At 71.1% G+C, this 24441-nt stretch carries 27 protein-coding genes; 15 read left to right on the top strand and 12 right to left on the bottom strand.

Annotated features, from left to right (window positions below; all coding sequences use genetic code 11):
* The first annotated feature begins 71 nt into the window (after positions 1-71).
* Together ACZ5KW_RS05685 and ACZ5KW_RS05690 are read left to right on the top strand one after the other, a co-directional pair.
* Positions 72-527, top strand: a complete 456-nt coding sequence (locus ACZ5KW_RS05685; protein WP_343775489.1) for a 30S ribosomal protein S19e — start codon at positions 72-74, stop codon at positions 525-527.
* A gap of 358 nt (positions 528-885) precedes the next feature.
* The gene (locus ACZ5KW_RS05690; RefSeq protein WP_343776231.1) at positions 886-1329 is read left to right on the top strand and encodes an MOSC domain-containing protein; all 444 of its coding nucleotides are present in this window, start codon (positions 886-888) and stop codon (positions 1327-1329) included.
* Positions 1330-1408: 79 nt separating this feature from the next.
* Here ACZ5KW_RS05690 and ppc read toward each other — a convergent pair whose 3' ends face one another.
* Positions 1409-4111, bottom strand: coding sequence for a phosphoenolpyruvate carboxylase (ppc, locus tag ACZ5KW_RS05695; protein ID WP_343775487.1), 2703 nt, complete (start codon positions 4109-4111; stop codon positions 1409-1411).
* A 226-nt stretch (positions 4112-4337) separates the two neighbouring features.
* Here ppc and ACZ5KW_RS05700 point away from each other — a divergent pair, with 226 nt between their 5' ends.
* Both ACZ5KW_RS05700 and ACZ5KW_RS05705 read left to right on the top strand, forming a co-directional pair.
* Entirely contained in the window at positions 4338-5177 is an 840-nt protein-coding gene (locus tag ACZ5KW_RS05700; RefSeq protein ID WP_343775484.1) for a ubiquinol-cytochrome c reductase iron-sulfur subunit, read from the top strand.
* A 144-nt stretch (positions 5178-5321) separates the two neighbouring features.
* On the top strand, positions 5322-5654 hold the full coding sequence (locus ACZ5KW_RS05705; protein ID WP_343775482.1) for a hypothetical protein: 333 nt from the start codon (positions 5322-5324) through the stop codon (positions 5652-5654).
* 23 nt (positions 5655-5677) lie between these two features.
* Here the strand turns inward: ACZ5KW_RS05705 and ACZ5KW_RS05710 are convergent, their stop codons facing one another.
* The 4 genes from ACZ5KW_RS05710 to ACZ5KW_RS05725 all read right to left on the bottom strand — a co-directional run bounded on the left by ACZ5KW_RS05710 (position 5678) and on the right by ACZ5KW_RS05725 (position 9153).
* Entirely contained in the window at positions 5678-6127 is a 450-nt protein-coding gene (locus tag ACZ5KW_RS05710; protein ID WP_343775480.1) for a hypothetical protein, read from the bottom strand.
* Complete coding sequence (locus ACZ5KW_RS05715; RefSeq protein WP_343775477.1) at positions 6124-7140, bottom strand: DUF7490 domain-containing protein; 1017 nt, start codon at positions 7138-7140, stop codon at positions 6124-6126. The genes ACZ5KW_RS05710 and ACZ5KW_RS05715 overlap by 4 nt, the downstream gene beginning before the upstream one ends.
* A 69-nt stretch (positions 7141-7209) precedes the next feature.
* Positions 7210-7740 (bottom strand): DUF5817 domain-containing protein, encoded by a 531-nt coding sequence (locus ACZ5KW_RS05720; protein WP_343775474.1) that lies wholly within the window; start codon positions 7738-7740, stop codon positions 7210-7212.
* Between the two features lie 540 nt (positions 7741-8280).
* Positions 8281-9153 (bottom strand): inositol monophosphatase family protein, encoded by an 873-nt coding sequence (locus ACZ5KW_RS05725; RefSeq protein ID WP_343775472.1) that lies wholly within the window; start codon positions 9151-9153, stop codon positions 8281-8283.
* Between the two features lie 117 nt (positions 9154-9270).
* Between ACZ5KW_RS05725 and ACZ5KW_RS05730 the strand changes: the two genes are divergently transcribed.
* Positions 9271-9528 carry a hypothetical protein gene (locus ACZ5KW_RS05730; protein ID WP_343775470.1) on the top strand — a complete coding sequence of 86 codons (258 nt, stop codon included), beginning with the start codon at positions 9271-9273 and terminating at the stop codon, positions 9526-9528.
* Positions 9529-9664: 136 nt separating this feature from the next.
* On the opposite strand, the gene ACZ5KW_RS05735 is transcribed toward ACZ5KW_RS05730, so the two are convergent.
* The 4 genes from ACZ5KW_RS05735 to priS are packed head-to-tail and all read right to left on the bottom strand — an operon-like array spanning position 9665 to position 13968.
* A complete protein-coding gene (locus ACZ5KW_RS05735; protein ID WP_343775467.1) occupies positions 9665-10915 on the bottom strand; it encodes an MBL fold metallo-hydrolase in 1251 nt (416 codons plus the stop codon).
* Positions 10916-10940: 25 nt separating this feature from the next.
* Positions 10941-11630, bottom strand: a complete 690-nt coding sequence (locus ACZ5KW_RS05740) for a DUF998 domain-containing protein (RefSeq protein WP_343775465.1) — start codon at positions 11628-11630, stop codon at positions 10941-10943.
* Between the two features lie 9 nt (positions 11631-11639).
* On the bottom strand, positions 11640-12797 hold the full coding sequence (locus ACZ5KW_RS05745; protein ID WP_343775463.1) for a DNA replication complex subunit Gins51: 1158 nt from the start codon (positions 12795-12797) through the stop codon (positions 11640-11642).
* A gap of 7 nt (positions 12798-12804) precedes the next feature.
* Entirely contained in the window at positions 12805-13968 is a 1164-nt protein-coding gene (gene priS, locus ACZ5KW_RS05750) for a DNA primase small subunit PriS (protein ID WP_343775461.1), read from the bottom strand.
* A gap of 105 nt (positions 13969-14073) precedes the next feature.
* Between priS and ACZ5KW_RS05755 the strand changes: the two genes are divergently transcribed.
* The 8 genes from ACZ5KW_RS05755 to ACZ5KW_RS05790 all read left to right on the top strand — a co-directional run bounded on the left by ACZ5KW_RS05755 (position 14074) and on the right by ACZ5KW_RS05790 (position 19366).
* Entirely contained in the window at positions 14074-14298 is a 225-nt protein-coding gene (locus tag ACZ5KW_RS05755; RefSeq protein ID WP_343775458.1) for a hypothetical protein, read from the top strand.
* A gap of 62 nt (positions 14299-14360) precedes the next feature.
* Entirely contained in the window at positions 14361-14507 is a 147-nt protein-coding gene (locus ACZ5KW_RS05760) for a hypothetical protein (protein WP_343775456.1), read from the top strand.
* Positions 14508-14933: 426 nt separating this feature from the next.
* Entirely contained in the window at positions 14934-15209 is a 276-nt protein-coding gene (locus ACZ5KW_RS05765; protein WP_004597247.1) for a PadR family transcriptional regulator, read from the top strand.
* A gap of 188 nt (positions 15210-15397) precedes the next feature.
* Positions 15398-16723 (top strand): Glu-tRNA(Gln) amidotransferase subunit GatD, encoded by a 1326-nt coding sequence (gene gatD / locus ACZ5KW_RS05770; RefSeq protein WP_343775453.1) that lies wholly within the window; start codon positions 15398-15400, stop codon positions 16721-16723.
* On the top strand, positions 16720-17829 hold the full coding sequence (locus ACZ5KW_RS05775; protein ID WP_343775450.1) for a GNAT family N-acetyltransferase: 1110 nt from the start codon (positions 16720-16722) through the stop codon (positions 17827-17829). Before gatD ends, ACZ5KW_RS05775 begins: the two co-directional genes overlap by 4 nt.
* A 55-nt stretch (positions 17830-17884) precedes the next feature.
* Positions 17885-18097, top strand: a complete 213-nt coding sequence (locus ACZ5KW_RS05780; RefSeq protein WP_343775447.1) for a hypothetical protein — start codon at positions 17885-17887, stop codon at positions 18095-18097.
* A gap of 73 nt (positions 18098-18170) precedes the next feature.
* A complete protein-coding gene (locus ACZ5KW_RS05785; RefSeq protein ID WP_343775445.1) occupies positions 18171-19022 on the top strand; it encodes an SDR family oxidoreductase in 852 nt (283 codons plus the stop codon).
* A gap of 77 nt (positions 19023-19099) precedes the next feature.
* Positions 19100-19366 carry a hypothetical protein gene (locus ACZ5KW_RS05790; RefSeq protein WP_343775443.1) on the top strand — a complete coding sequence of 89 codons (267 nt, stop codon included), beginning with the start codon at positions 19100-19102 and terminating at the stop codon, positions 19364-19366.
* Between the two features lie 64 nt (positions 19367-19430).
* Here the strand turns inward: ACZ5KW_RS05790 and ACZ5KW_RS05795 are convergent, their stop codons facing one another.
* Positions 19431-19631, bottom strand: coding sequence for a hypothetical protein (locus tag ACZ5KW_RS05795; protein WP_343775441.1), 201 nt, complete (start codon positions 19629-19631; stop codon positions 19431-19433).
* A 103-nt stretch (positions 19632-19734) separates the two neighbouring features.
* Here ACZ5KW_RS05795 and ACZ5KW_RS05800 point away from each other — a divergent pair, with 103 nt between their 5' ends.
* The gene (locus ACZ5KW_RS05800) at positions 19735-21024 is read left to right on the top strand and encodes a DUF6498-containing protein (RefSeq protein ID WP_343775439.1); all 1290 of its coding nucleotides are present in this window, start codon (positions 19735-19737) and stop codon (positions 21022-21024) included.
* A gap of 6 nt (positions 21025-21030) precedes the next feature.
* Here ACZ5KW_RS05800 and ACZ5KW_RS05805 read toward each other — a convergent pair whose 3' ends face one another.
* Positions 21031-21558, bottom strand: a complete 528-nt coding sequence (locus ACZ5KW_RS05805; RefSeq protein ID WP_343775437.1) for an HPP family protein — start codon at positions 21556-21558, stop codon at positions 21031-21033.
* A gap of 112 nt (positions 21559-21670) precedes the next feature.
* Here ACZ5KW_RS05805 and ACZ5KW_RS05810 point away from each other — a divergent pair, with 112 nt between their 5' ends.
* The gene (locus ACZ5KW_RS05810) at positions 21671-22681 is read left to right on the top strand and encodes an A24 family peptidase (protein WP_343775435.1); all 1011 of its coding nucleotides are present in this window, start codon (positions 21671-21673) and stop codon (positions 22679-22681) included.
* A 39-nt stretch (positions 22682-22720) separates the two neighbouring features.
* Here ACZ5KW_RS05810 and dnaG read toward each other — a convergent pair whose 3' ends face one another.
* Complete coding sequence (gene dnaG / locus ACZ5KW_RS05815; RefSeq protein ID WP_343775433.1) at positions 22721-24310, bottom strand: DNA primase DnaG; 1590 nt, start codon at positions 24308-24310, stop codon at positions 22721-22723.
* Positions 24311-24441: the final 131 nt, after the last annotated feature.

Genomic DNA, 24441 nt, shown 5'->3' on the forward strand with positions numbered 1-24441 from the left:
CGTGAAAACGGCTCACACGGTGTGTGGCCGATACGATGGTTTTAAACGACGCTGGCGTGAATCGACACCCAATGGTAACCATCTACGACGTGCCGGCGGACGACCTCATCGAGGCCGTCGCCGCGCGACTCGAGGACCGGATCGACGAGCCCGACTGGGTCGAGTTCACCAAGAGCGGCGCCGGCAAGGAGCTCCCGCCGGAACAAGAGGACTTCTGGTACGTCCGCTCCGCGAGCCTCCTCCGGAAGGTCGCCCAGAACGAGCCGGTCGGCATCGAGCGGCTCGCGACCGAGTACGGCTCGAAGAAGCGCGGCTCGAACCGCTACTCCGTCCGCCCCGGCGAACACGAGGGCGGCTCCCGAAAGCTCATCCGCTCGGCGCTTCAGGCGCTCGAAGACGACGGGCTCGTCACCATCGCGTCCGGCGAGGGTCGCCGCGTCTCCGACGAGGGCGAGGCGTTCCTCTCCGAGGTCGCGACCGAGGTCTTCGAGGATCTCGACCGCCCGGAACTCGAACGCTACGCGTAACGCGGTCTCTCCTCCGACGTTCGTTCTCCCGCTGAACCGACGGTTTATTGTTCGGTTTCTGCTGTCTCACCCGCTTAGCGACCGCTGTTCCTCGCTGCGGCGGTGATCGGCCGCTCTCACCTTGTACATTGAATATCGCTATATCAAATGCTGTCGGGGCGGCGATCTCGTCTGCGGACCGGACCGGTCGGAGCGTCGGGGTCGCTGCCGGTCGGCGTTCCGTCGCTCAGTGGACCGCACGCCGCGGCGTGGCCCGCCACCGGGGAGTCAGGTTCTTCGCGCTCCGACGCGTGTCGGCGTCCATGACGCAGGGGGAGCCACGGCGACGAACGGGAACCGAGTCGGCGCGGTCGAGCGCATCCACACCGCCTCGGGGACCGGCGGTGATCCGGAACCGAGGGAGGCCGTCGAAGCGGTCGCGGACCGCGGACTCCGGGGTGACAGCTACTTCGACGGCGACGGGATCTACAACGAACGGGAGGAGTTGAAGCCGAGCGACGTCACGCTGATCGAGGCGGAGGCGCTCGCGGCGGCGGCCGCGGAGTTCGATGTCGACCTCGGCGCGGGCGCCCATCGGCGCAACGTCACGACGCGCGGCGTCGCGCTCGACGAGCTCGTCGGCGAGCGGTTCCGGGTGGGTGAGGCCGTGCTCGAGGGAGTCGGCCGCTGTGAGCCCTGCGGGTACATGGCGTCGCTCGCGGACCAGTCGGACGCTGCGACCGCGCTCGACGGTCGCGGCGGGCTCGACGCCCGCATCGTCGAGTCGGGGACCGTGGCGGTCGACGACGACGTGATCCGGTAACGGGGGCCGTTTCGGGGTCGGCGCCGACGGCTGTCGTGACGCCGTGGAAGGCTACGCGGCCGACCTCGTTCGACCCCTACTATCCGGTGTTCTTCATTCCGGCGGCGATGCCGTTGACCGTGAGCCGCAGGGTTCGCTCCTCTTCGTCGGTGCGGTGCGTCCGGCCGAGCAGGTTCGCTTGCAGGAGGTTCAGCGGGTCGACGTAGGGGTTCCGCCGGTCGAGGCTCTCTTCGAGCCACTCGCGCCGGAGGAGCTGGTCGCGCCCGCTGATATCCAAGACGAGTTCGCGGCCGCGCTCGTACTCGCCGACGAGTTCGGGGAAGAAGCGCTCCCGGAGTTCCTCGTCGGCCAGGTCGGCGTACTCGGCGGCGATCTCGGGCTCGGTGCGCGCGAGCGCCAGCGAGGCGTTGTCGAGCGTGGTCCGGAAGAACGGCCACTCGTCGAACATCTCGCGGAGCGTCTCCATCCCCTCGTCCTCGCCGACCTCGTCGAGGTAGGCGTCGATGCCGGAGGCGATCGCGTACCACCCGGGGAGGATCAGCCGGGTCTGGGTCCACGAGAACACCCACGGGATGGCGCGGAGGTCCTCGACGCTGCGCTCGCCCGACCGCGAGGCCGGCCGCGAGCCGAGGTTGAGATCCTCGACGACCGAGATCGGGGTCGCCTGTTCGAAGTAGGAGACGAACCCGTCCGTGTTCAGCAGGTCGCGGTACGTCTCGCGGGCGGCGGGCGCCATGGTCTCCATCGCCTCGACCCAGCGGTCGGGGACGTTCTCGACCGGTTCCTCGTTCGCCTCCTTCCGGGCGCGGATCTGCGCGTCGAGCATCTGTTCCAGTTCGCGCTCGGCGATCCGCGGGTTGGCGTACTTCTCGGCGATCGCTTCGCCCTGCTCGGTGAACTTCACCTGTCCGGTGACGGTCTCGTTCGGGAGCGCGGTCAGCGCCTCGTTCATCGGGCCGCCGCCGCGCGAGATGGAACCGCCGCGGCCGTGGAACAGTCGGAGGGTCACCTCCTCTTCGCGACAGAACCGGGCGATCCGACGCTGGTTCTCGTAGAGGTCCCAGTTCGCCGCGAGGAAGCCGTTCTCCTTGTTGGAGTCGGAGTAGCCCAGCATCACTTCCTGGACCTCGCCGCGGGCCTCCAGCGCGGTCGCGTACGCCTCGTTCTCGAAGAGGGTGCCGAGGATGCGCTCGGCGCCGTTGAGCGCCGACTCGGTCTCGAGCAGCGGGACGACGTCGACCGCACAGTGGTCGGGCAGCGAGACGACGCCGACCTGGTCGGCCAAGAAGAGCACCTCGAGGACGTGGCTGGGCTCCTCCGTCATCGAGATGCAGTAAGTGTCTATCGCCTGCTGGCCGTACTCCTCTTGCCACTCCGCGAACGACGCGAACCGCCGGAGGACGCGCTCGGTCGTCTCCGAGACGTCGCCGGGCTCGTCCACGTCGACGACCGGCTCGTCCTGGAGGATCGCCTCCGTGAGGAAATCGACGCGCTCGGACTCGTCCATCTCCCCGTAGTCGACGCCCTCCGTGGCGACCGCCTCGGCGACGGCCTCGGTGTGGTTCTCGCGGTGGTCGCGCAGATCGAGCGACGCCAGCGTGAGCCCGAACGTGTCCACCTGCCGACGGAACGGCTCGACGAACGACTCCAGCACCGACTCCTGCCCGTCCTCGCGCAGCGACTCGGCGATGACGTCGAGGTCGTCGAGGAACGCGTCGCCGTCGGGGTACTCGCCCGGGCGCACGTCGTTGACGCGGTCGAGCCGCTCGCGCATCAGCCGGAGCTTCTGGCGGTACGGCTCGTCCGGGTAGCGCTCGCGGGCCTCCTCGACGACGGTCGGGAACCGCTCGGCGTCGGCCGCGAGCGACCGCGCCAGGGCGTCGCCCTTCGCGTACCGGTCGCCGTCCTGACTCAGGACGGCCGAGAGCCGCTTACACCGGTCGCGGTACTTCTCGACGGCGACCTCGCGCTGGCGTTCGAGCGTCTCGTCGGTCACCTCGGGCGTGACGAACGGGTTGCCGTCGCGGTCGGAGCCCGCCCACGAACGGAACTCGAAGAGCTTGGGGCAGTCGATGTCGTCGTACTCCTTCGAGATGGTCTCCTCGAACTCCTCGTAGGCGTCGCCGACGACATCGAACAGGGTGTTCTCGAGGTACCACTGGACGTTACGCGCCTCGTCTTCCGGCTCCGGGGGTCGCTGCCGGACCTGCCGGGTGCCCCACAGGCTGGTGACCTCGGCGGAGACGTCGCGCCAGACGGCGCGCCGCTCGCGTTCGGTGAGGTTGCGTTCGTCGAGCTCCTCGAGGTGGTTCGCGATGGAGCGGAGCTTGGACTTCACGGTCGACCGCCGCGCCTCGGTCGGGTGGGCGGTGAACGTCGGCTCGATGAGGACGTCCGCGAGCAGCTCCTCTAACTCGTCGGCCTCGACGCCCGCCTCGGCGAACTCGGCGATGGTCGCGTCGAAGGAGTCGTGGAGGGCGGAACCGTCGTCGGCGTTCCGGACCGCGCGGACCCGCTCGCGTTCCTCCGCGAGGTTGATGAGCTCGAAGTAGGTCGTGAACGCCCGGGCGACGACCTCCTCGCGGGTCGTCGAGAGGCCGTCGACAGTTTCGTGGAGGGCGTCGCGGTCCGAGGCGTCCCCGCGTCGGTACCCGATCGCTGCGTTGCGGAGCGCCTCGACGGTCTCGTACGCATCGGTCGAGGCCTGTGCGGCGAGAACATCCCCCACCAGCGCCCCGAGTTCTCGAACGTCCGTCCGCACGTTCCGATTGTGCAACTTCATACCACACGTCTCCGGGTGCCGGGGGTTAAAAACCGCGGTCTAGACGAATGTTTGCCTCGGCGCCGAGTAAATTCCGCACGAAAGTTCCTGTGGGTCGGTGACGCGCCGACCGTACGGCCGTCGGTGAACCCGGCCGCTACTTCGATGGGAGCGGTCGCGGCGCGTCGATTCCCGCCGCGATGGAGGGTTCGTCACCCTTTTTACCGATCCACCCTCAGTTCCGGCCATGAGTGCGTCCGACAAGTATCCGTCAGAGTCCGGCCGGCGCCGCTTCGTGAAGGGCGTCGTCGGCGGCGCGGCCCTCGCGGGGGTCGGCGCGATGGGGTCGGCGACCGTGAACACCCTGACGACCGCCGGCGGCGTCGGGGGCGGGTCGACGATCGCGACGACCATCGCGAAGACCGGCGGTCCCGCGCCCCGCGGCCTCCCGCAGATCCCGCTTCAGGTCAACGACGACGGGTTCATCGAAGGCATCTGGCCCGAGACGACGACCGTCACCCAAGAGGGACAGGAGATCGAGGTCGCCCAACAGGACCTCGGCGGCAAGACCTACGCCGGCGCGTGGTTCCAGTACTGCGGCGTCGAGTCTCAGGAGAACGTCCAGCCGAACTTCGAGTCCGATAACGTGTTCCGGTCCGCGAGCGGCCCGCCGTACGACTGGCAGTCGGAGACGTACTCGGCCGGCGACAAGATCCACGTCGACGACTTCGAGGACTACACCGAGTGGGGCAACGGGATCGGCAGCGACGGCGTCGGTAAGCCGGCCTCCGTCACGTGGCGCTCCGAGGACGCCGACACGAACCTCAACGCGGTCGTCATCCGCTCGCCGCAGATCGAGGAGGCGGCCAAGAACGACGAGTGGCTCCAGGCCTCGACCGATCAGGGATTCCTGGCGTACCTCAACGTCTGTACCCACTTCTGTTGCATCCCGGGCTACAAGGTGTTAGGCGAGTCCGCCCGCTACGACGCGGCCGACGGGACCTACTGCGTCTGTCACCAGTCGGTGTACGACCCGTTCACCTTGGAAGAGTCGCTGTTCATCGCCCGCCCCCGGCCGGAGGAGTAGCGCCGCGTCGCGCTCGCCGACCGGTCCGGTCCCCGCCCTTCTCTGCTCTTTCACCGTTCGAACCCGAGTTCGACCCCTGTACGGGCCTTCACTCGACTCGCCGTCGCCACGGCGCTTTTACCGCCGCCCGTCCGAGTCGCGGGTATGAGCGACGACACCTCCGGAGACGACGACGCCAGCGACGACGAGTTCGAGACGGAACTCGCCCGCGCCCGCGACCTCCTCGACGGCGACGGGATCGACGCGGTCCACGTCGGCGTCGTCCGCGACGGCGAGGTCGACACCACGTTCGCCCAGCGCACCGACGACGAGCCCGACGGCGCCGGGCTCAGGGCGCTGGCGCTGCTCGCCGCCCACGTCCGACTGGTCGCCGCCGAGGCCGGCGTCGAGCCCTCCACCGTCGCCGGCGACGCCGCGACGCTCGCCGGACAGGTGGAACAGATCCCCGCGGACACCGACCAGATCCCCGACGAATAGCCGCCGACCGCTTGCCGTGAGGGCTACTCGCCCGAGCCGCCGGACTCCGTCGCGCGGATCCGACGGAGCTGGTGGGCCACGCCCGCCAGCGCGACGAGCAGGACCGCGAGGTTGAACACCGCGAGCGCCGCGGACTGGTACGCCGAGTCGAACCAGATGCGGATCGCGTTCCCGGACTGGCTGTAGAACCCCCAGCCGGCGACCACCGCGAGCAGCGACAGCGCCGCGAGGCCGACCCGGTCGAGCAGTCCCCGGAGGCGGTCGGTCGAGAGGCGAGTGACCCCCGACGAGTCGGCGGCCTCTCGCTCTTCGTCGGTGTCGGTGCGGCCGGGGGCGGTCGCCGTGCGGTCGGTCGCGTCGGTGTCGTCCGTCATGTGTTGTGATGGGTCGCGGTCTCGACTGCGGTCGGTCGGTTCGCCGCTCGATCCGAGCGGGTCCTCGCTCGCGTTGTCCGCGGGCGGGTCGGCGGTCATCGTCGCCTCCGTGCGGTCAGCGCCGCCGCGAGGAGCGCGACGAGCGCGACGACGGGACCGAACCCGGGCGTCGAGTCGTCGCTGGCGTCCGGGCTCTGGTAGCCGTCGTCGCCGGCCCCGTCGTCTCCCGCCTCACCGTCCTCGCGCTCGAAGTCTTCCACGGAGAACTCGACGTCGCGGACCGTCTCGTCCGCGGTGATCGTCTCGCGGGGGTTCAGGTTCGCAACGCCCTGGGTCTCGTCGACGAGCACGTCGTCGTCGAACAGCGCGGCGTCGACGTAGTAGTTGTACCCGGCGGGGACCTCCACGGTCGCCGTCACGGTGTCGGTGCGCCCGGGGCGGACGGTGCCGACCGTCTCCGTCGCCTCCGCGGCGATCACGTTCGACTCCGACTGCCGGAGGAGCACGCGGAGGTCGACGTCCTCGGAGGCCTCGTCGCCCCGGTTCGTCACGGACACCGACGCCGACAGCGTCGCCGTCCGGTTGTCGGCCTCGACGACGCTCACCGCGACAGTGGGCCAGACCGTCCCATCTGTGAAGCCGACCTGCGTGTCCGCGTAGTCGGGGGTGAGCGCCGCGACGCCCGCGATGCGGGTCGTCTGCTCCTCCCGGCGCTGGCCGTCGGCGAAGACGACGGTCTCGATGCGGTAGCCGCCCTCGCGCTCGATGTCGACGGTGCCGTTGACGGTGCGTTCGCCCTCGTAGTCGACGTCGCCGACCGTGACGGTCGTCTCGTCGACGAGGAGCCCCGACTCGCTGCCGATCGCGCGGTGGCGGACGGTGACGTTCTCGACGGCTCCGCCCCGGTGCCGGAGGTCGGTCCCGAGCCGGAGCTCCGCGGTCTCGCCGCGTACCTCGCCGGGCGCGACCGTCGCGCCCGCGATGTCGATCCGTCCGGGAGGCTCGTCCGTCTCGCGCGGGTCGGTGAGCGCGTCGGGCGCCGCGACGGCGCCGACCGCCCCGAGGACGAGGAGGGCGACCGCGGCCGTCAGGAGGGCCGTGCGGGTGTCCATGTGCGACCCGTTACGAGCGTAATATAAGTGCTTTGTCCAGTCGCCGGTCCGGGCCCCGCGAAACCGGGCTTAGAGGGCGCGATACCGGCCGTTCGACTCGGTGAGCTCGCCGCGGCGCGCGAGGCGGGTCAGGATCTCGCGGGCCTTCTCCGCGGGGACCCCCGCCTCGCTCGCGCGGTCGACCACGGCCGCCTCGGTGGGCTCGTCGACCGCGTCGACCGCGTCGCGGACGACCTCGGTCCGGCTCCGCGAGTCGCCGCCGCCGCCCGCCGCCCGGTCGCCCGCCTCGTCGACCGCGTCGGCGTCGATGCCCGACGCCTCCAGGTACTCCCGGTCGTTGACGCCCGCGTCGTCGACGGCGGCCTCGAGGTCGGCGACGTGGTCGACCTCGGCGAACGCCGCGCTGTCGCCGCGCTTCTTCGCGAGCAGCGCCGACCGCGCCTCGCGGGCGGCCGCCCGGTCCTCGGACTCGAAGAAGCGCTTGAGCTTGGCGGTCCGGTGGGTCTTCCCGCACCGCGAGCACTTCGCCGTCTCGCTCGTCTCGGGGTCCGTGACCAGCCACATGTTGGCGCACTCGTTGCAGCCGACGACCGCGTACATACGCCCCGGTTCGCCGGCCCCGGATTTGAACCCTCGGCTCCGGAATACGACCGCTCCATTAACCACCCAACACCATGCCGCGGCGCGTGCCGACGAGCGCTCGAAGGGCGCGAGTCGCACGCGCGAGGGAGTCGGGCGCTCCGAGGGCGACCGAAGGGAGCCCGAAGGATGCGCCCGACGAGGTTGGGGAGGCGTGAGGCTGCGGTTGCGGTGCGGTCGGGCGGGACTCAAAGGGGTAGCCGCGTGGAGGGGGCACGCTCGCTGTCGTTCGAGACGCCTTCGGCGTCTCGTGATGACGAGAGAGCTCCGCTCTCTCGAACCACGCTCCTCAGTCGTTCGCTTCGCTCACTCCTTGCGGTGCTTACGTCGCCTGCCCCCCCTCCACGCGGCTGGGGCTTTGGAGGCGTTCTCCACCGATCCGCTGTCAGATATTTATAAACGAGCGGCTGGGGATTCGGAGGTCTTCACCGTCGACCGATCGCCAGCCTCGGCTTGGTTCCCATCGACACGAAGTCGACTCGCGACCGCCCCGAAAATCGCTTACGAGTCCGATTCGATCTCGTTCGCGGCCGCGAGCACCTCGTCGTGGAGGGTCCCGTTCGAGGCGACGAGCCCCGTCGAGTCGTGGCGCCAGCGGTCCCCCTCCAAGTCCGTCACGCGACCGCCCGCCTGCCGAATGACGAAGACCCCCGCAACCGTGTCCCACGGGTTCGCGCGGAGGTTCGTGAGCGTTCCCTCCAGCCCGCCGGCCGCGACGGTCGGGAGGACGACCTGCGCGGCGCCGAACCGACGCATGTCCGAGAAGCGGGTGACGATCGCCTCGCAGGCGGCCGCGTACTCGTCGCGGGCGTCGTAGTCCCACCAGATCGTCGGGTCGACGGTCGCGCGTCGCGGGTCAGCGGTGTCGCTGACGGAGATCGGCTCGTCGTTGCGGTACGCGCCCGTGGCGTCGGCGGTGTAGGTGTCACCGAGCGCGGGCGCGACGATTGCGGCCGCGACGGGCTCGCCGTCGACGACGGCCGCGACCGCGGTCGCCCACACGCGGATGTCGCGCACGTAGTTGTTCGTGCCGTCGATGGGGTCGATCACCCACGCGGCTCCCGCTTCGGGGACGGTCTTGCGCTCGTCCTCCTCCTCGCCGACGACCGCGTCGTCGGGGAACGACTCGCGGATCGACTCGATGACGGTGCGCTGGGCGGCGCGGTCGGCCTCCGTCACCACGTCGTCTTCGCCCTTCGTCTCCACCGCGATGTCGCTGCGGAAGCTCTCGCGGGCGACGGCCGCGCCCGCCTCCGCGGCGCGTCTCGCGACCGCGGCGCGCTCGGCGACGTCGTCCGCACGGTCCGCGACGGGCGGGGCCGCCTCGGCGTCCCGTCCGGCCGCGTCGGCGTCGGACTCGTCTGGATCGGTCATGCCCCCGGTCGGCTCTCCGACGGCGTATAAACGTCGATCCGCGACCGGGCGCGAGTCGGAATTAACTCAGTTCCGAATCCGAGTACCTATAAGTAGTTCCAACCTGATGAGACGTATATGGAACCTCAGGAAGCGGTCCGTCAGCTCGAGTACACCATCGACGCCTCGCTCGACGAGATCGGTCAGCGCGCCGCCGCGGGCTACCGGCCCACGTTCGAGCGCGTGGCCGAGCGCGCGGACGGAAGCGTCGTGTACGACCTCGCGGGCGAGCTCTCTCAGGAGGTCGTCGACGGCTCTTGCCCCACGCCCGCGGAAGCGAACGCGGTCGCCGAGCGCGTGCTCGACGACTGGGCGTACACCGACGGCGGGGAGTAGCGGCTTCCGGCCCCGCTAAACCGGTCTGAGGACCCAGTTTTTTCGAAATCGGGATCCCCGGTCATTGTTGCTCGAGCGTCGGCCGTCGCGCGACGTTCGTATCGACTGTCTTCGGTTCTCGCCAGTGTGACCCGCCTCACACCTCGATCCGCTCCCCGATCTCCGGCGCGCTCGCCGCGACCCCGTCCGCACGCAGGTCCGCGGCGAACGCTTCGCACCGGTCGCCGTGGTTCACGAGCACCCGCGCGTCGCGGTACTCCTCGAGGAACGACTCCAGTCCACCCCGGTCCGCGTGCGCGGAGAAGTCGTACGACCCGACCCGCGCGCTCACGGGCTGAACCCGCCCGTTCAACTCCAACTGACCGCGGTCCTGTAGCTCGCGTCCCGGCGTCCCCTCCACTTGGTACCCCGTCAGCGTCACCAGGTTCGTCGGGTTCGCGCGGATCTCGGGGAGATACGTGTGGACGGGGCCCCCGGCGAGCATCCCGGACGTGGTGACGATCAGCGCGTTCTCGGCCGCGATCCGCTTCCGCTGGCCGTCGCGTCCCGTGACGAACCGCGCTCGCCCCATCGCCTCGCGGAACGCCTCCGGGTCGCGCAGGAACGAGGGGTACCGCCGGAGCATCTTCGTCACGCCGACGCCCATCCCGTCGACGTACGGCGTGAGCCCGTTCGCGGCCGCGACGAGGAGGAGCTCCTGCGTCCGACCGATGGCGAACGCGGGCGCGACGACGGTCCCGCCCTCCCACGTCGTCCGCTCGACGCGGTCGCCCCACGACGACTCCACCGCGGCGCGGTCCTCGTGGGTCACGTCGGCGTAGGTGGACTCGCACACCACGACGTCGGCGTCGGGCCGCGCGGTCGTCCCCGCGACGAGGCGCTGGTCGTCGGTGTGGAAGTCGCCGGTGTACAGCAGCCGCGTCTCCCCGTCGTCGACGAGGACGTGTGCCGACCCGGGGATGTGACCCGCCGAGAACAGCGTCACCTCGTAGCCCCCGTCGTCGACCCCGCCGGCGACCGCGAACGGCTCGTCGTATCCGTGACGGCGTTCCACCTCGCCCAGCCGAGCGACGTGTTCGGCGCCGAACGGACACAGCGGGCTGTTGCCGTGGAGCTTTAGCGTGTCCTCGGCGAGGGTCCGCGCGAGCTCGCCGGTCGGCGGCGTCCAGTGGATCGCGGGCCGCCGGTCGCCCTTCAACAGCGCGGGGACGGCGCCGACGTGGTCGAGGTGCCCGTGCGAGACGACAACCGCCTCCGGCTCGGGGTCTCGGACGGGGTACTGCGGCGGCTCGGCGGTCATGAGTCCGTAGTCTACGAGTAGCGCGCCGTCGACCAGGAGGGCGCTCCGGCCGACCTCGCGGGCACCGCCGAGGAACTCCAACTCCATCGATCGCCCGTAGCCACCCGCGCGGTTAGTGTTCGTCGGTCGGGCCCTGTGACGCGCTCTGACGGGGCCGAACCGCCTCGACGACGGGCGCCGGTCCGACGACCCACACCCACGCGGCGAGCATGAGCGCGCCGGGCAGCTCCGGCAGCGCGAGCCCCGTCACCGGCCACCACCCGGCGGCGAACGTCGCCCAGACCGCGACGTGAGCGACGGCGAACGCGAGCGCGACGCGGCCGGTCGTCCGGTCTCGCCTGAGCCAGCCGTCGACCGCGAAAACCAGCGTGATGAGCCCGTAGAACCCGACCGCGGCCGGTCCGTGTAGCGGTTCGGTGAGATCGAAGACGCCGACCCCCGCCATCGCGACCATCGACAGCGCGAGGAGGAGCGTTCGGACCGCGCCGCCGACTCGCTCCATCGTCCCGTCGCCGCGGCCGCTCGTCTCGGCGAACGCGAGACCCGCCGCGTAGCACGCGCCGACGGCCCCGCCGCCGATCAGCCCTCGGTTGAACGCCGCGGCGCTCCGCTCGCGGACCCCCAGATCGGAGAGCGCGTCGGTCGTCCACGAGAAGGTCGGGTCGAGCGAGACAGCGAGCGCGATCCCGCCGAGCGCGAGGAGCGTCGCCGCGGCGCCCAGCAGGGCCGCGACGCGCTCGATTTCGCGGTCACCGGCGCTGCCGCCGGAGTCCGACCGATCACCGCCGAGAAGAGGCGGCATCGACCGCGCTCAGTCGATGCGCTCGGCCGCGTCGCGCTGGACGAGCGGGTCGGCGTTCTCGACCGGGAGCGACACGACGTCCTCGCTCGCGAGGTCGTACTCCCGCTCGTCGACGCCGAAGATGGCCCCGACGTCGCGGGTGATCCGCACGGTCGTCCGGTCGGTCGACGCGTCGGACCCGGCGCCCGGAGCGGCGCCCGCCGGTGATTCGGGCATCGAGCCACCGTCCGTGGTCGCTCCCGGGCCCTCTTCCGCGTCGTCCGCGGGAGCGTCGGCCGTCAGCCCGTCGGCCTCGCCGGTGTCGTCGGTCTCGTCGCCGACGCCGACCGCTCCCGGCGGTGCCGGTTCGGGGGGGACCGGCGTTTCCGCCTCCCCGTCCGAGGCCCCGTCCCGTGTCGTCTCCCGGGGGCCGGTTTCGGCGTCGTCCGGGTCCGGAGCGCTGGATACCGCGTCGCCGTCGGCCAGGTCTGTCGAGCCGTCGCCGCCGGTCGGGTCTCCTCCGTCGCCGCCCATCGCACCGGCGAGCGCGCCCGCGTCGGCGGACGCGCTCGCGTCGGCGGACGCGCCCTCTGCGTCAGCCGTCTGCGAGCCCGCACTCGTCGGCTGCCGGTCGGTCGACGCCGACTCCCGGGCGGCCGGTGTCGGCTCCGAACCCGCGCGGTCCGCCTCCGCCCCGCTCGCCTGCGCCGACTCCTCCGCGAGGGGCGGGGCGTCCGCCGTTCCGGGCTCGTCCGACACCGGGGTATCGTCCGGCACTGGAGTATCGTCCGACACCGGAGACTCGCCGGCGAGCACGTCGAGCACCTGCGATTTGTTCGCCGTGATGCGCTCGACGAGGTCGTCGAACAGCCGGCGTTCCTCGGCCGTCATCCCGTCCTCGTCGACCGACATGTCTGCCGCGGCGAAGGAGGCGAGCTTGACCACCTTCCCGACGCGCCGCTCGTAGAGCGCCTCGGCGACCTCTTCCGCGGTCTCGACCTCGTCCGAGAGCCGGCGGATGTCGTCGTCCTCGAAGGGGTTCTCCACCTGCTCGGCCCGGCGGTCGCGGGCGGCGCGCAGGTCCGCGACGTACGCGCCCACGTCGTCGTAAAACGAGTCTCGCAGGTGCTGGAGGCTGTCCTTCCGGCGTTCCTTCGCCTGCGCGGAGCGGAGTTCGTCGAGGTTCATTCGTCGGTCATGGTTCGGGGGCTTTCCGCGCCTCGCCGCGGGCCATCAGGAAGACCCCCGCGTACTCGGGCACGGTGTTTCTACCGGATTGGACTGTAACGCGCTCATCGTTTAATTCTACCGTCCGGTCGGCCTCGGTCTCGATCCGGATCTCGCGGCCGACGAACCGGTCCGGGACCGCGTCGCGCAGCGGCTCGAAGTCGTCGAGTTCCTCGCGGTCGAGCGGCGTGACGACGAGTCCCGAGCCGCCGTGAAGCGTTCCGGGCAGCCTGATGAGCCGACGGGTGTCGGTGGTGACCGGCTCGTCGATCGGTGCGGCGTCCTCCGCGGCGACGCGGGCGGCGAGCGCGGAGACGAGCCGGCGCACGCCCGGGCCGCCCGCCTCGACGTTGCCCTCGCGGACCGCGGTCGGGTTCCGTTCGAACGCGCCGCGGATCGTCTTCGCGCGCCCGTCGCCGATCCCGTCGAGCTCCGTCAGTCGCTCGCGCGCCTCCTCGTCGTCCATCTCGCGGAGGTCGTCCGCGTACTCGATCAGGGCGTCGTGGACGCGCGCGCCCCAGCCCCCCTCGGTCCGAAGCACGCGCTTCGTCGTCCCGCGGTCGGAGACGGTCCGGATCAGGCCGTCGGTGTCGAGGTCGATGGCGCGCACGTAGTCGACGATCTCGCGGCGCGCGTCGCTGTCCAACTCGCGGACGCTCTCGTCGCGGACGTGGACGTGGTATCCCCGGCCACCGGAGAAGACGACGGTCACGTCCTCGAACGCGAAGTCGTCGTCGATGAAGTCTAAAAGCCGCAGGAGGGCGTCCTTGCACGCCGCCAGCATCTCCGGGTAGGAGGTGGTCTCGGGGTCGACGCCCGGGAGGTGGTCGGCGTCCAAGTCGAAGACGAGGTCGGCGTTCCGCCACCCCTTCTGCCCCATCGTCGCCGCGCCGGGATCGTCGTAGCGCGCGGCCGAGAAGTAGGCGTGGCGGGGCGCGTTGTCCGCGAAGAACGTGTCGACGTCGCCGAGGTCGAACAGCGACTGGTGGCGGACCATCGTCGTTCCGGACCCGGGCGTCCACGGGATGTGGCCCCACTCGCGGAGGTTCGCGTCGGGCGGGAGCGACAGCGAGACCGACCGGTAGTAGTCGCCGAACCGCCCCCGGAGGTACTCGCGAGTCCGGTCGTTCATCGTCTCCCTTCGTACCCGCGGTCGACGTATCAACGTTACCGTTCGCGGGCGACCGTCGACGGTATTTTGCCCGCCGGGATCGTCCGCCTCACACGGCTGATCCCCATGCTCGACGAGATATTCGACGTGCTCATCGGCGAGGTAGCCAAGCTGGTCCCCGACGTCGTGTGGGGCGCCGTGTTCCTGATAACCGGCGCCCTGACGGCGATGATCGGCGTGGCGATGGTACTCGAAACGACGACGCTCGACGGGTCGGTGCGTCTCGGCGGCGTCCTGACCGCCGTCGGCGTATTGCTAACAGCCGGCGTGCTCGTCGCGTGGTACCGATAACTCTCAACCGCCCCGATCCCCTCGGCCACAACACTATCGGGGACGGCTCCGTATCACTTCACATGCGCTCCGAAGAGGAGATCAGAGAGCAGTACGAGTTCCTCCGCGAGCAGTTAGCGGACGAGGAAATGAATCACCGCGGCGTCGAGGAGCTGTTCACTCACTACAAGCGCGCGCTCGGCTGGGTGTTAGAAGAAGAACACATGTGAGCGGCGTACGACACGTTTATCACTCCCGACGGTGTATCGTCGGGTGACGCTTCGTCTGGAGGGCCGAAGCGTCAGCGGGGACCAATTGGCAGGCCCGACGCGGCTTTTTTCCGCGTCGGGCGTGCCTTCTTCCGATACTCGACCAGGTAGCGACGGCTTATCGCTCGTCGCGTCGTTCGACCGCGCGCCGCGCGCCTTCGGTGACCGGCCCCGACACACGCGTACTGACCGCCGACTCGACACACATATCTCAGTTGAGAGTAACAACCTCAGACCGCCGAAGACGGCCCCGCTCTCCCGTGACAGTTGCGGAGTTGACAGAACGAACCCGTCTGTTACGACGACGCACAACCCGCTGTTTGGTCGTACGGAGACTGATATAACGGTATATTTATTTATTCTCGAAAGGTATGTCTCGACAGTTGTATGTACGACCTCACAGGTTTCCAGCGTGACCTGCTCTACGTGATCGCGGGGCTCGACGAGCCGCACGGGCTCGCTATCAAAGAGGAACTCGAAGAGTACTACGAGAAGGAAATTCACCACGGCCGCCTCTACCCGAACCTCGACACGCTCGTCGAGAAGGGACTCGTCGAGAAGGGCCAACGCGACCGCCGCACCAACTACTACACGCTGACCCGTCGCGGCCGCCGCGAGATCGAGGCGCGCACCGACTGGGAAGCGGAGTACATCGAGCACTGACGCGGCCGGCCGCCACCCCCGCACCCAGCCGATAGCCGCCGGCTCGGCTGTCCCCCCTTCTCTGTTTCCCGTTCCCGCACCGTCGTCGCGTCCTCAAAGCGCCTCGCTCGACCGCTCCGTTTCGGCCGCGTCCGCCGAACCGACCGCGAACGGTTGGATTCAAGTCCGCCCCGGCGGAACCCGGTCGTATGCAACCGGGAGATCGCGTCCGCGTCGAGCGCGGGGGCGTCACCAACGAGGGCGTACTGCTCCCCTCCACGACGCGCGACCACCTCGTCGTCAAACTCGACGGCGGCTACAACGTCGGCGTCGACCGCGAGGCGGCCGACGTCGAGGTAGTCGAGTCCGGCGTCCGCGAGGTAGACCCCGCGGCGGAGACCGACGACGCGGGCGACGCGACCTCCGAGATCACCTTCGACGACGACCTGCCGACGGTCTCGCTCATCTCGACCGGCGGGACCATCGCCTCCACCGTCGACTACCGGACCGGCGCCGTCACGGCGCAGTTCGACGCCGAGGACGTCCTCCGGGCCGTCCCGGAGCTCGCCGGCCGCGCGAACTACCGCGGTCGAGTCGTCGCGAACATCCTCTCGGAGAACATGGATCCGTCCATCTGGCGCGAGCTCGCCGAGGCGGTCGCCGAGGAGGTCGAGGCGGGCGCCGACGGCGTCGTCGTGATGCACGGCACCGACACGATGCAGTACTCCGCGTCCGCGCTCTCCTTCATGCTCGACTCGCCGGTGCCGGTCGTGTTCACGGGGAGCCAGCGCTCCGCGGACCGCCCCTCCTCCGACAACGTGATGAACGCGGTCTGCGCGGTCGAGGCCGCGAAGGCCGACCACGCCGAGACGCTGGTCTGTATGCACGCGGCCCCCTCCGACGACGCCTGCGCGCTCCACCGCGGCACGCGCGTCCGCAAGAACCACACGTCCCGCCGGGACGCGTTCGAGACGGTCGGTGCCCGACCGCTCGGACTGGTCCACTACGAGGCCGCCGCCGAGGCGGGCGCCGACGGCGACGCCGCCGACGCCGCGATCGAGTGGCGCCGCGAGCCGCTCCCGCGGGGCGGAACCGACGGGAGCGACGAGGGCGCCGACACGGCCGACGCCGTCGGCGTCGCACCCGACCTCGACGGCGACGTCGAACTCGTCAAGTTCACGCCCGGGATGGACCCCGCCGCGTGGGACTACCTCGACGACAAGGACGGCGTCGTGATCGAGGGCACCGGGCTCGGCCACGTCCACACGGACCTGATCCCGCGGATCGAGGAACTCGTCGACGGCGGGACCGTCGTCGCGATGACGAGCCAGTGTCTCGAGGGGCGGGTCTGCGACCGCGTGTACGACACCGGCCGCGACCTGCTCGACGCCGGCGTCGTCGAGGCGGGCGACACCCTCCCGGGGACCGCGAAGGTGAAGCTGATGTGGGCGCTCGCGAACCGGTCGGACCCGGCCGACGCGATGCGCCGCGACCTCGCCGGCGAGCTGACGGCGGAGTCGCAGCCGTGGCGATGAGCGGGTCGGGCGAGGAGGGGAGCGACTCGGGCGACGAGGCCGCCGCGACCCCCGACGCCGCGCCCTCCGGTCGCGATGTCGGGGTCGTCGTCCGCGAGGCCCGCCCGGCGGACGCCGACGCGGTCGCGGCGTTCACCGGCGACACGTGGGGCGAGCGCCACGAGGACTACATCCCGCGCGTCTTCGCCGACTGGGCCGAGTCGGACGACCCCGACCGCGGCACGTTCGTCGCGACGCTCCCGGCCGAGGCGGTCGACGCCGCCGGCCTCGACGGACGAGAGGCGGACGACACCCTCGCCGAGGGCGACGGGACCGGCGCCGCCGCGGCCGGCGAGCCCGAGGCTGTCGTCGGCTGTATCCAGGCCGTCTCGCTCTCCGAGTGGGAGGCGTGGGGGCAGGGGATCCGCGTCGACCCCGCCGCCCGCGGCCACGGCGTCGGGACCGCGCTCTCGGAGGCCGCGCTCGACTGGGGCCGGGAGCGCGGGGCGACCGTCTGTCGCAACATGGTGTTCTCGTGGAACGTCATGGGGCTCGGGCAGTCGCGCGCGGTCGGCTTCGAGCCCGAGACGGAGTTCCGGTTCGCGGAGCCGGAACCGGACGCGGGCGTCGACGACACGGCAGGAGCGAGCGACGCCGACCCGACGCCAGTCGGCGACGCCGACCCGAACGCGGCGTGGGCGTTCTGGACCGACAGCGACGCCCGCGACCACCTGCGTGGGCTCGCGCTCGACCCGAACGAGTCGTGGGCCTGCTCTGAACTCACCCGCGAGCGGCTGGCGACCGCGGCCGCCGACGGGCGGCTGATCGGGGTCGCCGACGCGGACGCGTTCGTCGGCTTCGCGGTCCGCACCCGCGTGTCGGAGCGAGAGGCCGACGGGGAGACGGTCCGGACCGCGACCTACGGCGTCGCCGCGTGGCGCGACGTCGACGCCGCGGGAACGCTGTACGACGCGGTCGCGGCCGACGCCGGGAGCGTCGACGCCGACGACGCCCGCGTGCTCATCCCCGAGACGGTCGAGCACGTGAGCGACACCGGCGCGAACCGCGTCGCCGTCGCGGGCGAGCCCGACTTCGTGATGCGCGCGGACCTGACCGGCGGCGAGTGAGCCGCCTCCGGTCCCGATCGAAGGGCTCACGGCGGTAGAGCCGAACCCGACTGCCATGAGCCTCTTCGGCGTCGCGCTCCCGTGGTCGCTCCCGCTCACGCTCGTGGTCTACGGGATCGTCCTCGCCGTCGCCGTCTGGATCTACCGCGACGCCAAGGCCCGCGGCAGCCGACACGCGCTCGGGTGGGCGGTCGCGACCGTCGTCTTCGCCATCGTCCCCGTCCTCCTCTACATGTACCTCCACCGCGACGTCGGACCGGCGCGCTGAGCCGCCCGGGTCGCCGCCGTCGTCCCGCGGTCCCGACACCGAGAATTATACCGCGGGTCTCCGAATGAGGACCATGGCACCTGCGGCACCCGATCTCTCGGGATCGACGGCCTTTATCACCGGCACGACTCGCGGCATCGGAAAGCAGCTCGCGCTCGCGCTCGCCGACCACGGCTGTAACGTCGTCTCGACGGGGAAGACGACGGACGACGACGACTCCGAACTCGCGGGGTCGATCGAGCAGACGGCCCGCGAGGTCCGCGACCGCGGCCCCGAGGCGCTCGCGCTCGAACTCGACCTCCGCGACGAGGACCGCGTCGAGGCGGTCGTCGAGGAGGCGATCGATCACTTCGGCGAGGTGGACATCGTCATCAACAACGCGAGCGCCATCCAGCTGGCGAACGTCGCCGACCTGTCGGGCGACCGGTTCGACCTCCTCACCGACGTGAACGTCCGCGGGACCCACCTCGTCGCGCACGAGTTCGCCGATCACCTCGCCGACCTCGACGAGGCGTGGCTCCTGTCGAACTCCCCGCCGGTCGTGACCGACCGCTCGCCCGGCAAGGCGCCGTACGCGTGGTCGAAGCTCGGGATGTCGTTCATCACGCTCTCGCTCGCCGAGGAGCTGGCCGGCGAGGGCGTCGGCTGTAACACGTTCTGGCCGGTGACCGCCGTCGACACCCGCGCGACCCGTTACTTCGGCCTCGGGACCGAAGACGACTGGCGCACCCCGGAGATCGTCTCCGACGCGGTGCTCGAAATCCTCTCCCGCGATCCGGCGGCGTGTACGGGTAACAGCTTCTACGACGAGGACCTGCTCCGCGAGGCGGGCGTCACCGACTTCTCCGCGTACAACCTCACCGACGGCGACCCGGTGCCGATGTCGGCGCAGATGTTCGACCCCTCGTTCGAACGCGAGGCCTGACCCCTCGCGGCCGTCGCCGAGGCCTCTCGTTCGAAGCGGCCGAAAGCATTTGTCCCCGGCCGTCGCCACGTGTCGCCATGGCCAGTGACGGAGAGCCCTGGGTGTCCCGTTGGATCGTCGCCGCGACGGTCGCGACCGCGCTCTTCACCGCGGTCGGCTACGCCGTCGGCCTCCCGTACGTGAACCACGCCGCCGGCGTCGCCGCCGCGGGCGCGACGTACGTGCTGTACCGGTGGGGCCAGCACCGAGAGTCCCCCTCGGAGCGGAGCGAGGACTCCGACAGACGGCGCCGCGAACGGGAGACGGAGGCCGAGGCCGGGAGCTACGGCGGCGGCGGAGCCTGATTCACGGCAGTCACGAACCGCGAACGAGCTCTCGCGCCCGAATCCGGGCCCGCCCCCGCTCCGCTCAGTCGAAGGCGTACGCCGCAAGTCCGAGTCCCACGATCCCGGCGCCGACCCCGCCGACGCCGGCGAGGGTGCGGTAGGCGCCCAGCCGCGCGCCCCCGAGGAACTGGACGGTCACCGCGGCGACGGCGAGTGCGATAACGACGGCGACGACGAGGATCGCGACGACCGCGAGCCACCCGAGACCGGACCCTCTCCGCATACTCACGCGTCGGTCCGCGAGCGACAACTTTCTTTCCCCCCGTCGCCGGACGGCTCTCGAGGTTCCAGACCGCTTATGTGTAGCGACCCGGAACGACCGACGGATGCCCTCCGCCCGCTCGCCCGCTCGGCTGCGTGCGCTCGGTCGCGGCCTCGCTCGCGGTCGCCGGCCGCGCGCCCTCTCTGTGGCGCTCGCCACCCTGCTCCCGCTCGTCGGCGTCGTCTCGCTCGGCTGGAACGCCGCGGCGCTGATGACGCTCTACTGGTTCGAACTCGGGATCGCCTCCGGGTGGGCGCTCGTCCGCGCGCTGTTCGCCGGCCGCCCGTCCGAAATCGACCGTCAGGGGCTGGTCCTCGGTCCGCTCGCGCAGCGACGGGTCGGGCTGTCGGTCCCGTGGACCGGCGTCGAGGTCCGGCTCTCGTCGCTGCTCGTCCTCCCGGTCGCCGCGCCGATCCTCGCGGTCGTCTGGACGGTCGTCGGCACGCTCACGGTCGGCGTCGTCGCCGACGGCGGGCTGGCGCCCGAGGCGCTCGACACCGTGACGCTCGCGGTGATCGCCGTCTTCGTCGGAGAGGGGGTCACGACGCTCGTCGAGTACTTCGGTCGCGGCGAGTACCGCGACCACAGCGCCCAGACGGCGATTCAAGGGGTGTTCGCTCAGGGTGCGGCGATCTTCCTCGGCGCGCTGTTCACCGTCACGATCGTCGCCGCGGGAACGCTGGAGGACGACACGCCGATCTCCGCGCTCGACCCGGACGCGATCGGGCTCCCCCTCCTGCTCGGCATCGTCGCGGTGAAGTTCGCCTTCGACCTCGCGAGCCTGTACGGCGACCGGCTGGCCGCGTTCGACGAGTCGTCGGCACTCGATCTGGGGTTCTCCCACGAGCCGCCCGCCCCGCAGCCGGCCGACGGTTCGCTCGCGGGGGCGGTCCGGACCGTCCGCCAGCCCCGCCGCGCTCGCCTCGCGGGAGCGTTGACGACGCCGCTCGGTCACCCCGGACTGTGGTACTTAGCCGCCCTCCCCGCGCTCGGCGCCGCGCTGTTCGCGCTCGGCGGCGAGTGGGGAACCGTCGCCGCCCTCCTCGCCGTCGCGGTCGCGCTCCCGCTCGCCCTCGCCGCGCTCGACCACGAACTCCGGTACGGGCTGGTCACGTACCGCGTCGGCGACGACGCGCTCGTCGCCCGGGACCGGCCGTTCGGCGTCGACCTGTGGCGGGTCGAGCCGTGGGACGAGACGGGCCTCCGGGTGGAACGCGGTCGGCTCGACCGGCGGCTCGGAACCGAGACCGTCGTGATCGAACTCCGCGACGACGAGTACCGCATTCCGGGGCTCGCCGACTCGGAACCGCTCCTCGACGTCTTCGAGCGGGCGCCGGACCGACCCGACGAGTGACCGCGATCAGTCGCGCGCGTCGTCCCGACCGTACAGGGGGTGCGTGTCTCCCGCGAGCCGCTTGAACGCGAGGATGATGCCGGCGTGGAAGGCGACGAGGACGGTCACGCTCGCGACGATGATCGCCACCTCGGCCGGCGTCGAGAGGAGCCCGAGCGACACGATGAGCGTCGTGGCACACGCCGGGGGGTGGACCGTCCCGGTCGCGATCATCGCCCAGCTGGTCGCCACGAGCGAGACGACCGCGCTCGCGGTCAGCCGGAGGCCCGCGGGGGAGAACGCGGTGAGCGTGGCCGTCAGCGCGGCCCCGTCCGCGACGACCGTCCACGCGACGATCCCCGCGAGCCCTCCGATGAGGTGGCTTCCGACCACGCGGACGGCCCGCTCGCGCTCGCTCCGCCGGTCGAACGCGAGGACGAACGCCGACGGGCCGAGGCTGGGAAAGACGAACGGCCGACCGGTCGCCCACGCGACGGTGCCGAGGACGGTGAACAACAGCCCCGCGTAGAGGCTCGTGCCGAGGCGACGGCGCATTGCGACCGGGTCGGCGGTCGACCCACAAAAGCCCCGGCGAACTAGCCGAGAAAATATCGATCGCGATACCCGAACCCGAACGCCTAATGCGGGCGCCGTCGGCCGTGGAGACATGTTCGCGACGCTGCCGGACGTCCTCCGACTGCTCGTCGTCCCCGTGTTCGCGTGGGCGGCGCTCCGGGACGTCCGGACCCGGCGCCTCCCGAACCGACTGTGGCCGCCGCTGTACCTGCTCGGTGCGGTCCTCCTCCTCGCCGAGGCCGTCTCGCTGTGGCCGTTCGCGGGGTTCGACGGGCGGATATTCCTCGTCCGGGCGGCGATCAGCCTCCTGTTCGTCGCGCCGCTCGGGTACGCCTTCTGGTACCTCGGCGCGTTCGGCGGCGCCGACGCCAAGGCGATGATCGCGCTCGCGGTGCTTTTCCCGACGTTCCCGACCTACGAAGTCGGCGGTCTCCTCTTCCCGCTCGTCGACACCGACATCGGCGTGTTCTCCCTGACGATCCTCACGAACACGGTGCTGATCGGCCTCGCCTACCCGGTCGGCCTCGCCGCGCTCAACCTCGTCCGCGGCGAGGTCTCGTCGAACATGTTCTTCGCGCGGCCGGTCGCGACCGACTCGCTGCCCGACCGACACGGTCGACTGTTCGAGGACCCGGACGGGCCGACCCGGAACGGCCTCGATCTGGACGCGCTCCGGATGTACCTCCGCTGGCGGGGCCTCGCGCTGGCGGACCTGCGAGGCGACCCCGACGGACTCTCCGACCCCGACTCGGTCGGCGAGACGTTCGATCCGACCGACGGCGGGACCCACGTCGGCCCGCGGACCGACGGCGGAACCGCGGTCGACGCCCGGACCGGCGGCGACGCGGACGGAAAGCCCGGCTCTCGTCGAGAGTTCGACGACCCCTGGGCGGCCGAGCGCTTCCTCGGCGACATCGACCACGGCGCCTACGGCACCGACGCCGCGACGCTCCGCGACGGCCTCGACGTCGTCGCCAGCGAGGACCGCGTGCTGGTCTCGCCGGGCATGCCGTTCGTCGTCCCGATGGCCGTCGGACTCGTCGTCTCCCTCTCGTACGGCGACGCGCTGTTCGCGCTGCTCGGCGCCGTCGGACTGGTCTGAGTAGCGGCGGGCCGCGGCGGTCGGGCTCGCCGCCCCGACTCAGTTTTCGGGCCCGATGTCCGCGGCGGCGAGGACGCGCGTTCCGACGGGCCGTTTCACGAACTCGCCGAGGTCGCGGCCGACCAGCCGCCCGACCCCGCGCTGGGCCGCCACGTCGAGCAGCCGCTGATCGACGGTCCCGTCGACGACGACCGCGTGCGGCGCGGTCCCGGCGCCGTCCAGCGCGTCGAACGCGTCCGCGGCGTCGACCTCGTCGAGGACCTCGAACTCGTCGCCGAGGAACCGAGCGCGTCCGGTCCCGCCGTCGACGACCTCGCGGACGTGCGCCCCGATCGATCGCGGCTCGTCGGCGTCGGCGGCTCCGTCGCCTTCGGACTCGCTACCCGGCGCCGCGCTCGATTCGTCGTTCGAGCCGGCGGAGTCCACGCTCGACCCGTCGTCTCCCGTCGTCGAGTCGCTCACCGCGCTCGATCCGGACTCGCCGTCGGTCGGTTCCGACTCCGATTCGTCGATCGGTTCCGGTTCGGGCTCGTCGGCCGACGGTGCCTCGGGGTCGGCTGATTCGGCGGGTTCGTCCGTCGAGTCGACGGCCGTCGACTCGGCCGCGGGACCCGGGGTCCCGCTCGGTTCGGTCGCCGAGGGATCGGTCGGAACCGCTCCCCCGTCGCCCACGCGGGCGACCGAGCCGCCCCGGCCGTCGTCGCCGGACTCGTCGTCGCCGTTCGCGTGCCCCGGGCGGACGCTCCCGTCGCCCGCGGTCGCGTCCCTCGCGTCCGTTCCGTCGTCGGCCTCCTCGTCGCTCGCGGCCGCTCGGAGGTCGGCGGCGTCCGCGAGGCTGGCGTACGGGACCTTCCCGCGGAGCGCCTCGAAGACGGCGTCGCGGCCGAGGTCCTCGACGGACTCGCCGGGCGGCGCGAACGCGACGTAGTCGACCTCGCCGACCTGCGAGAGCTCGCGGAGGATGAGCTCGCCGCCACGGTCGCCGTCGAGGAACGCGGTGACCGTCCGCGACTCGGTGAGGTCGGCGACCGCCTCGGGGACGTTCGTGCCCTCGACCGCGACGGCGTTTTTGATCCCGCAGTCGAGCAGCGTCAGCACGTCCGCACGGCCCTCGACGACGATCACGGCGTCGGAGTCGCCGACGCGCGGTCCCGCGGGGAGCCCCCGGTAGTCGACGATGCCCTCGACGCGCGCGGCGTCGCGGACCTCGTCTAACACGTCGCTGCTGGCGAGGCTGGTCTCGTCGAAGCCGCCGGCGACCAGCTCCTTGGCGCGCTCGACGACTTCGCGGCGCTTGGCCGCCCGCACGTCTTCGATGCTCGTTATCTCCACGGAGGCGTGACAGGGACCGATCCGGTCGATCGTCTCCAAGGCGGCCGCCAGAATGGCGGTCTCGACCTTGTCGAGGCTCGACGCGACGGTGACTTCGCCGAACGACTGGCCGTTCTCGGACTCGACCGAGACGTCGATCCGACCGACGCGCGAGGACTCCTGGAGGTCCCGGAGGTCCAGCTCGTCCCCGAGTAACCCCTCCGTTTGCCCGAACACCGCGCCGACGACGTCGCTGCGCTCAACGACGCCGTCGGCCGCGATGGTGGCGTGTATCAGGTATTTTTCTGTGTCTTTCATGATGGGTGAATGGTGATATCGGGCGGCAGAAGCCGCCCACGTTACGTTTCGTCCCTCGGGGAAAATAGCTATCGCCACGCCCTCCGTCGGCGTTCATTGAAGAAAAATATTCTCCAATTATGTCTATCGAA

This window comes from Halorubrum ejinorense (assembly GCF_055389685.1).

What these genes read in the sequence shown, in the direction of transcription:
- ACZ5KW_RS05685 (WP_343775489.1), top strand. Translation starts at nt 72, where the DNA reads ATGGTAACCATCTACGACGTGCCGGCGGACGACCTCATCGAGGCCGTC.
- ppc (WP_343775487.1), bottom strand. Translation starts at nt 4,111, where the DNA reads ATGAAGTTGCACAATCGGAACGTGCGGACGGACGTTCGAGAACTCGGG.
- ACZ5KW_RS05700 (WP_343775484.1), top strand. Translation starts at nt 4,338, where the DNA reads ATGAGTGCGTCCGACAAGTATCCGTCAGAGTCCGGCCGGCGCCGCTTC.
- ACZ5KW_RS05705 (WP_343775482.1), top strand. Translation starts at nt 5,322, where the DNA reads ATGAGCGACGACACCTCCGGAGACGACGACGCCAGCGACGACGAGTTC.
- ACZ5KW_RS05710 (WP_343775480.1), bottom strand. Translation starts at nt 6,127, where the DNA reads ATGACCGCCGACCCGCCCGCGGACAACGCGAGCGAGGACCCGCTCGGA.
- ACZ5KW_RS05715 (WP_343775477.1), bottom strand. Translation starts at nt 7,140, where the DNA reads ATGGACACCCGCACGGCCCTCCTGACGGCCGCGGTCGCCCTCCTCGTC.
- ACZ5KW_RS05720 (WP_343775474.1), bottom strand. Translation starts at nt 7,740, where the DNA reads ATGTACGCGGTCGTCGGCTGCAACGAGTGCGCCAACATGTGGCTGGTC.
- ACZ5KW_RS05725 (WP_343775472.1), bottom strand. Translation starts at nt 9,153, where the DNA reads ATGACCGATCCAGACGAGTCCGACGCCGACGCGGCCGGACGGGACGCC.
- ACZ5KW_RS05730 (WP_343775470.1), top strand. Translation starts at nt 9,271, where the DNA reads ATGGAACCTCAGGAAGCGGTCCGTCAGCTCGAGTACACCATCGACGCC.
- ACZ5KW_RS05735 (WP_343775467.1), bottom strand. Translation starts at nt 10,915, where the DNA reads ATGGAGTTGGAGTTCCTCGGCGGTGCCCGCGAGGTCGGCCGGAGCGCC.
- ACZ5KW_RS05740 (WP_343775465.1), bottom strand. Translation starts at nt 11,630, where the DNA reads ATGCCGCCTCTTCTCGGCGGTGATCGGTCGGACTCCGGCGGCAGCGCC.
- ACZ5KW_RS05745 (WP_343775463.1), bottom strand. Translation starts at nt 12,797, where the DNA reads ATGAACCTCGACGAACTCCGCTCCGCGCAGGCGAAGGAACGCCGGAAG.
- priS (WP_343775461.1), bottom strand. Translation starts at nt 13,968, where the DNA reads ATGAACGACCGGACTCGCGAGTACCTCCGGGGGCGGTTCGGCGACTAC.
- ACZ5KW_RS05755 (WP_343775458.1), top strand. Translation starts at nt 14,074, where the DNA reads ATGCTCGACGAGATATTCGACGTGCTCATCGGCGAGGTAGCCAAGCTG.
- ACZ5KW_RS05760 (WP_343775456.1), top strand. Translation starts at nt 14,361, where the DNA reads ATGCGCTCCGAAGAGGAGATCAGAGAGCAGTACGAGTTCCTCCGCGAG.
- ACZ5KW_RS05765 (WP_004597247.1), top strand. Translation starts at nt 14,934, where the DNA reads ATGTACGACCTCACAGGTTTCCAGCGTGACCTGCTCTACGTGATCGCG.
- gatD (WP_343775453.1), top strand. Translation starts at nt 15,398, where the DNA reads ATGCAACCGGGAGATCGCGTCCGCGTCGAGCGCGGGGGCGTCACCAAC.
- ACZ5KW_RS05775 (WP_343775450.1), top strand. Translation starts at nt 16,720, where the DNA reads ATGAGCGGGTCGGGCGAGGAGGGGAGCGACTCGGGCGACGAGGCCGCC.
- ACZ5KW_RS05780 (WP_343775447.1), top strand. Translation starts at nt 17,885, where the DNA reads ATGAGCCTCTTCGGCGTCGCGCTCCCGTGGTCGCTCCCGCTCACGCTC.
- ACZ5KW_RS05785 (WP_343775445.1), top strand. Translation starts at nt 18,171, where the DNA reads ATGGCACCTGCGGCACCCGATCTCTCGGGATCGACGGCCTTTATCACC.
- ACZ5KW_RS05790 (WP_343775443.1), top strand. Translation starts at nt 19,100, where the DNA reads ATGGCCAGTGACGGAGAGCCCTGGGTGTCCCGTTGGATCGTCGCCGCG.
- ACZ5KW_RS05795 (WP_343775441.1), bottom strand. Translation starts at nt 19,631, where the DNA reads ATGCGGAGAGGGTCCGGTCTCGGGTGGCTCGCGGTCGTCGCGATCCTC.
- ACZ5KW_RS05800 (WP_343775439.1), top strand. Translation starts at nt 19,735, where the DNA reads ATGCCCTCCGCCCGCTCGCCCGCTCGGCTGCGTGCGCTCGGTCGCGGC.
- ACZ5KW_RS05805 (WP_343775437.1), bottom strand. Translation starts at nt 21,558, where the DNA reads ATGCGCCGTCGCCTCGGCACGAGCCTCTACGCGGGGCTGTTGTTCACC.
- ACZ5KW_RS05810 (WP_343775435.1), top strand. Translation starts at nt 21,671, where the DNA reads ATGTTCGCGACGCTGCCGGACGTCCTCCGACTGCTCGTCGTCCCCGTG.
- dnaG (WP_343775433.1), bottom strand. Translation starts at nt 24,310, where the DNA reads ATGAAAGACACAGAAAAATACCTGATACACGCCACCATCGCGGCCGAC.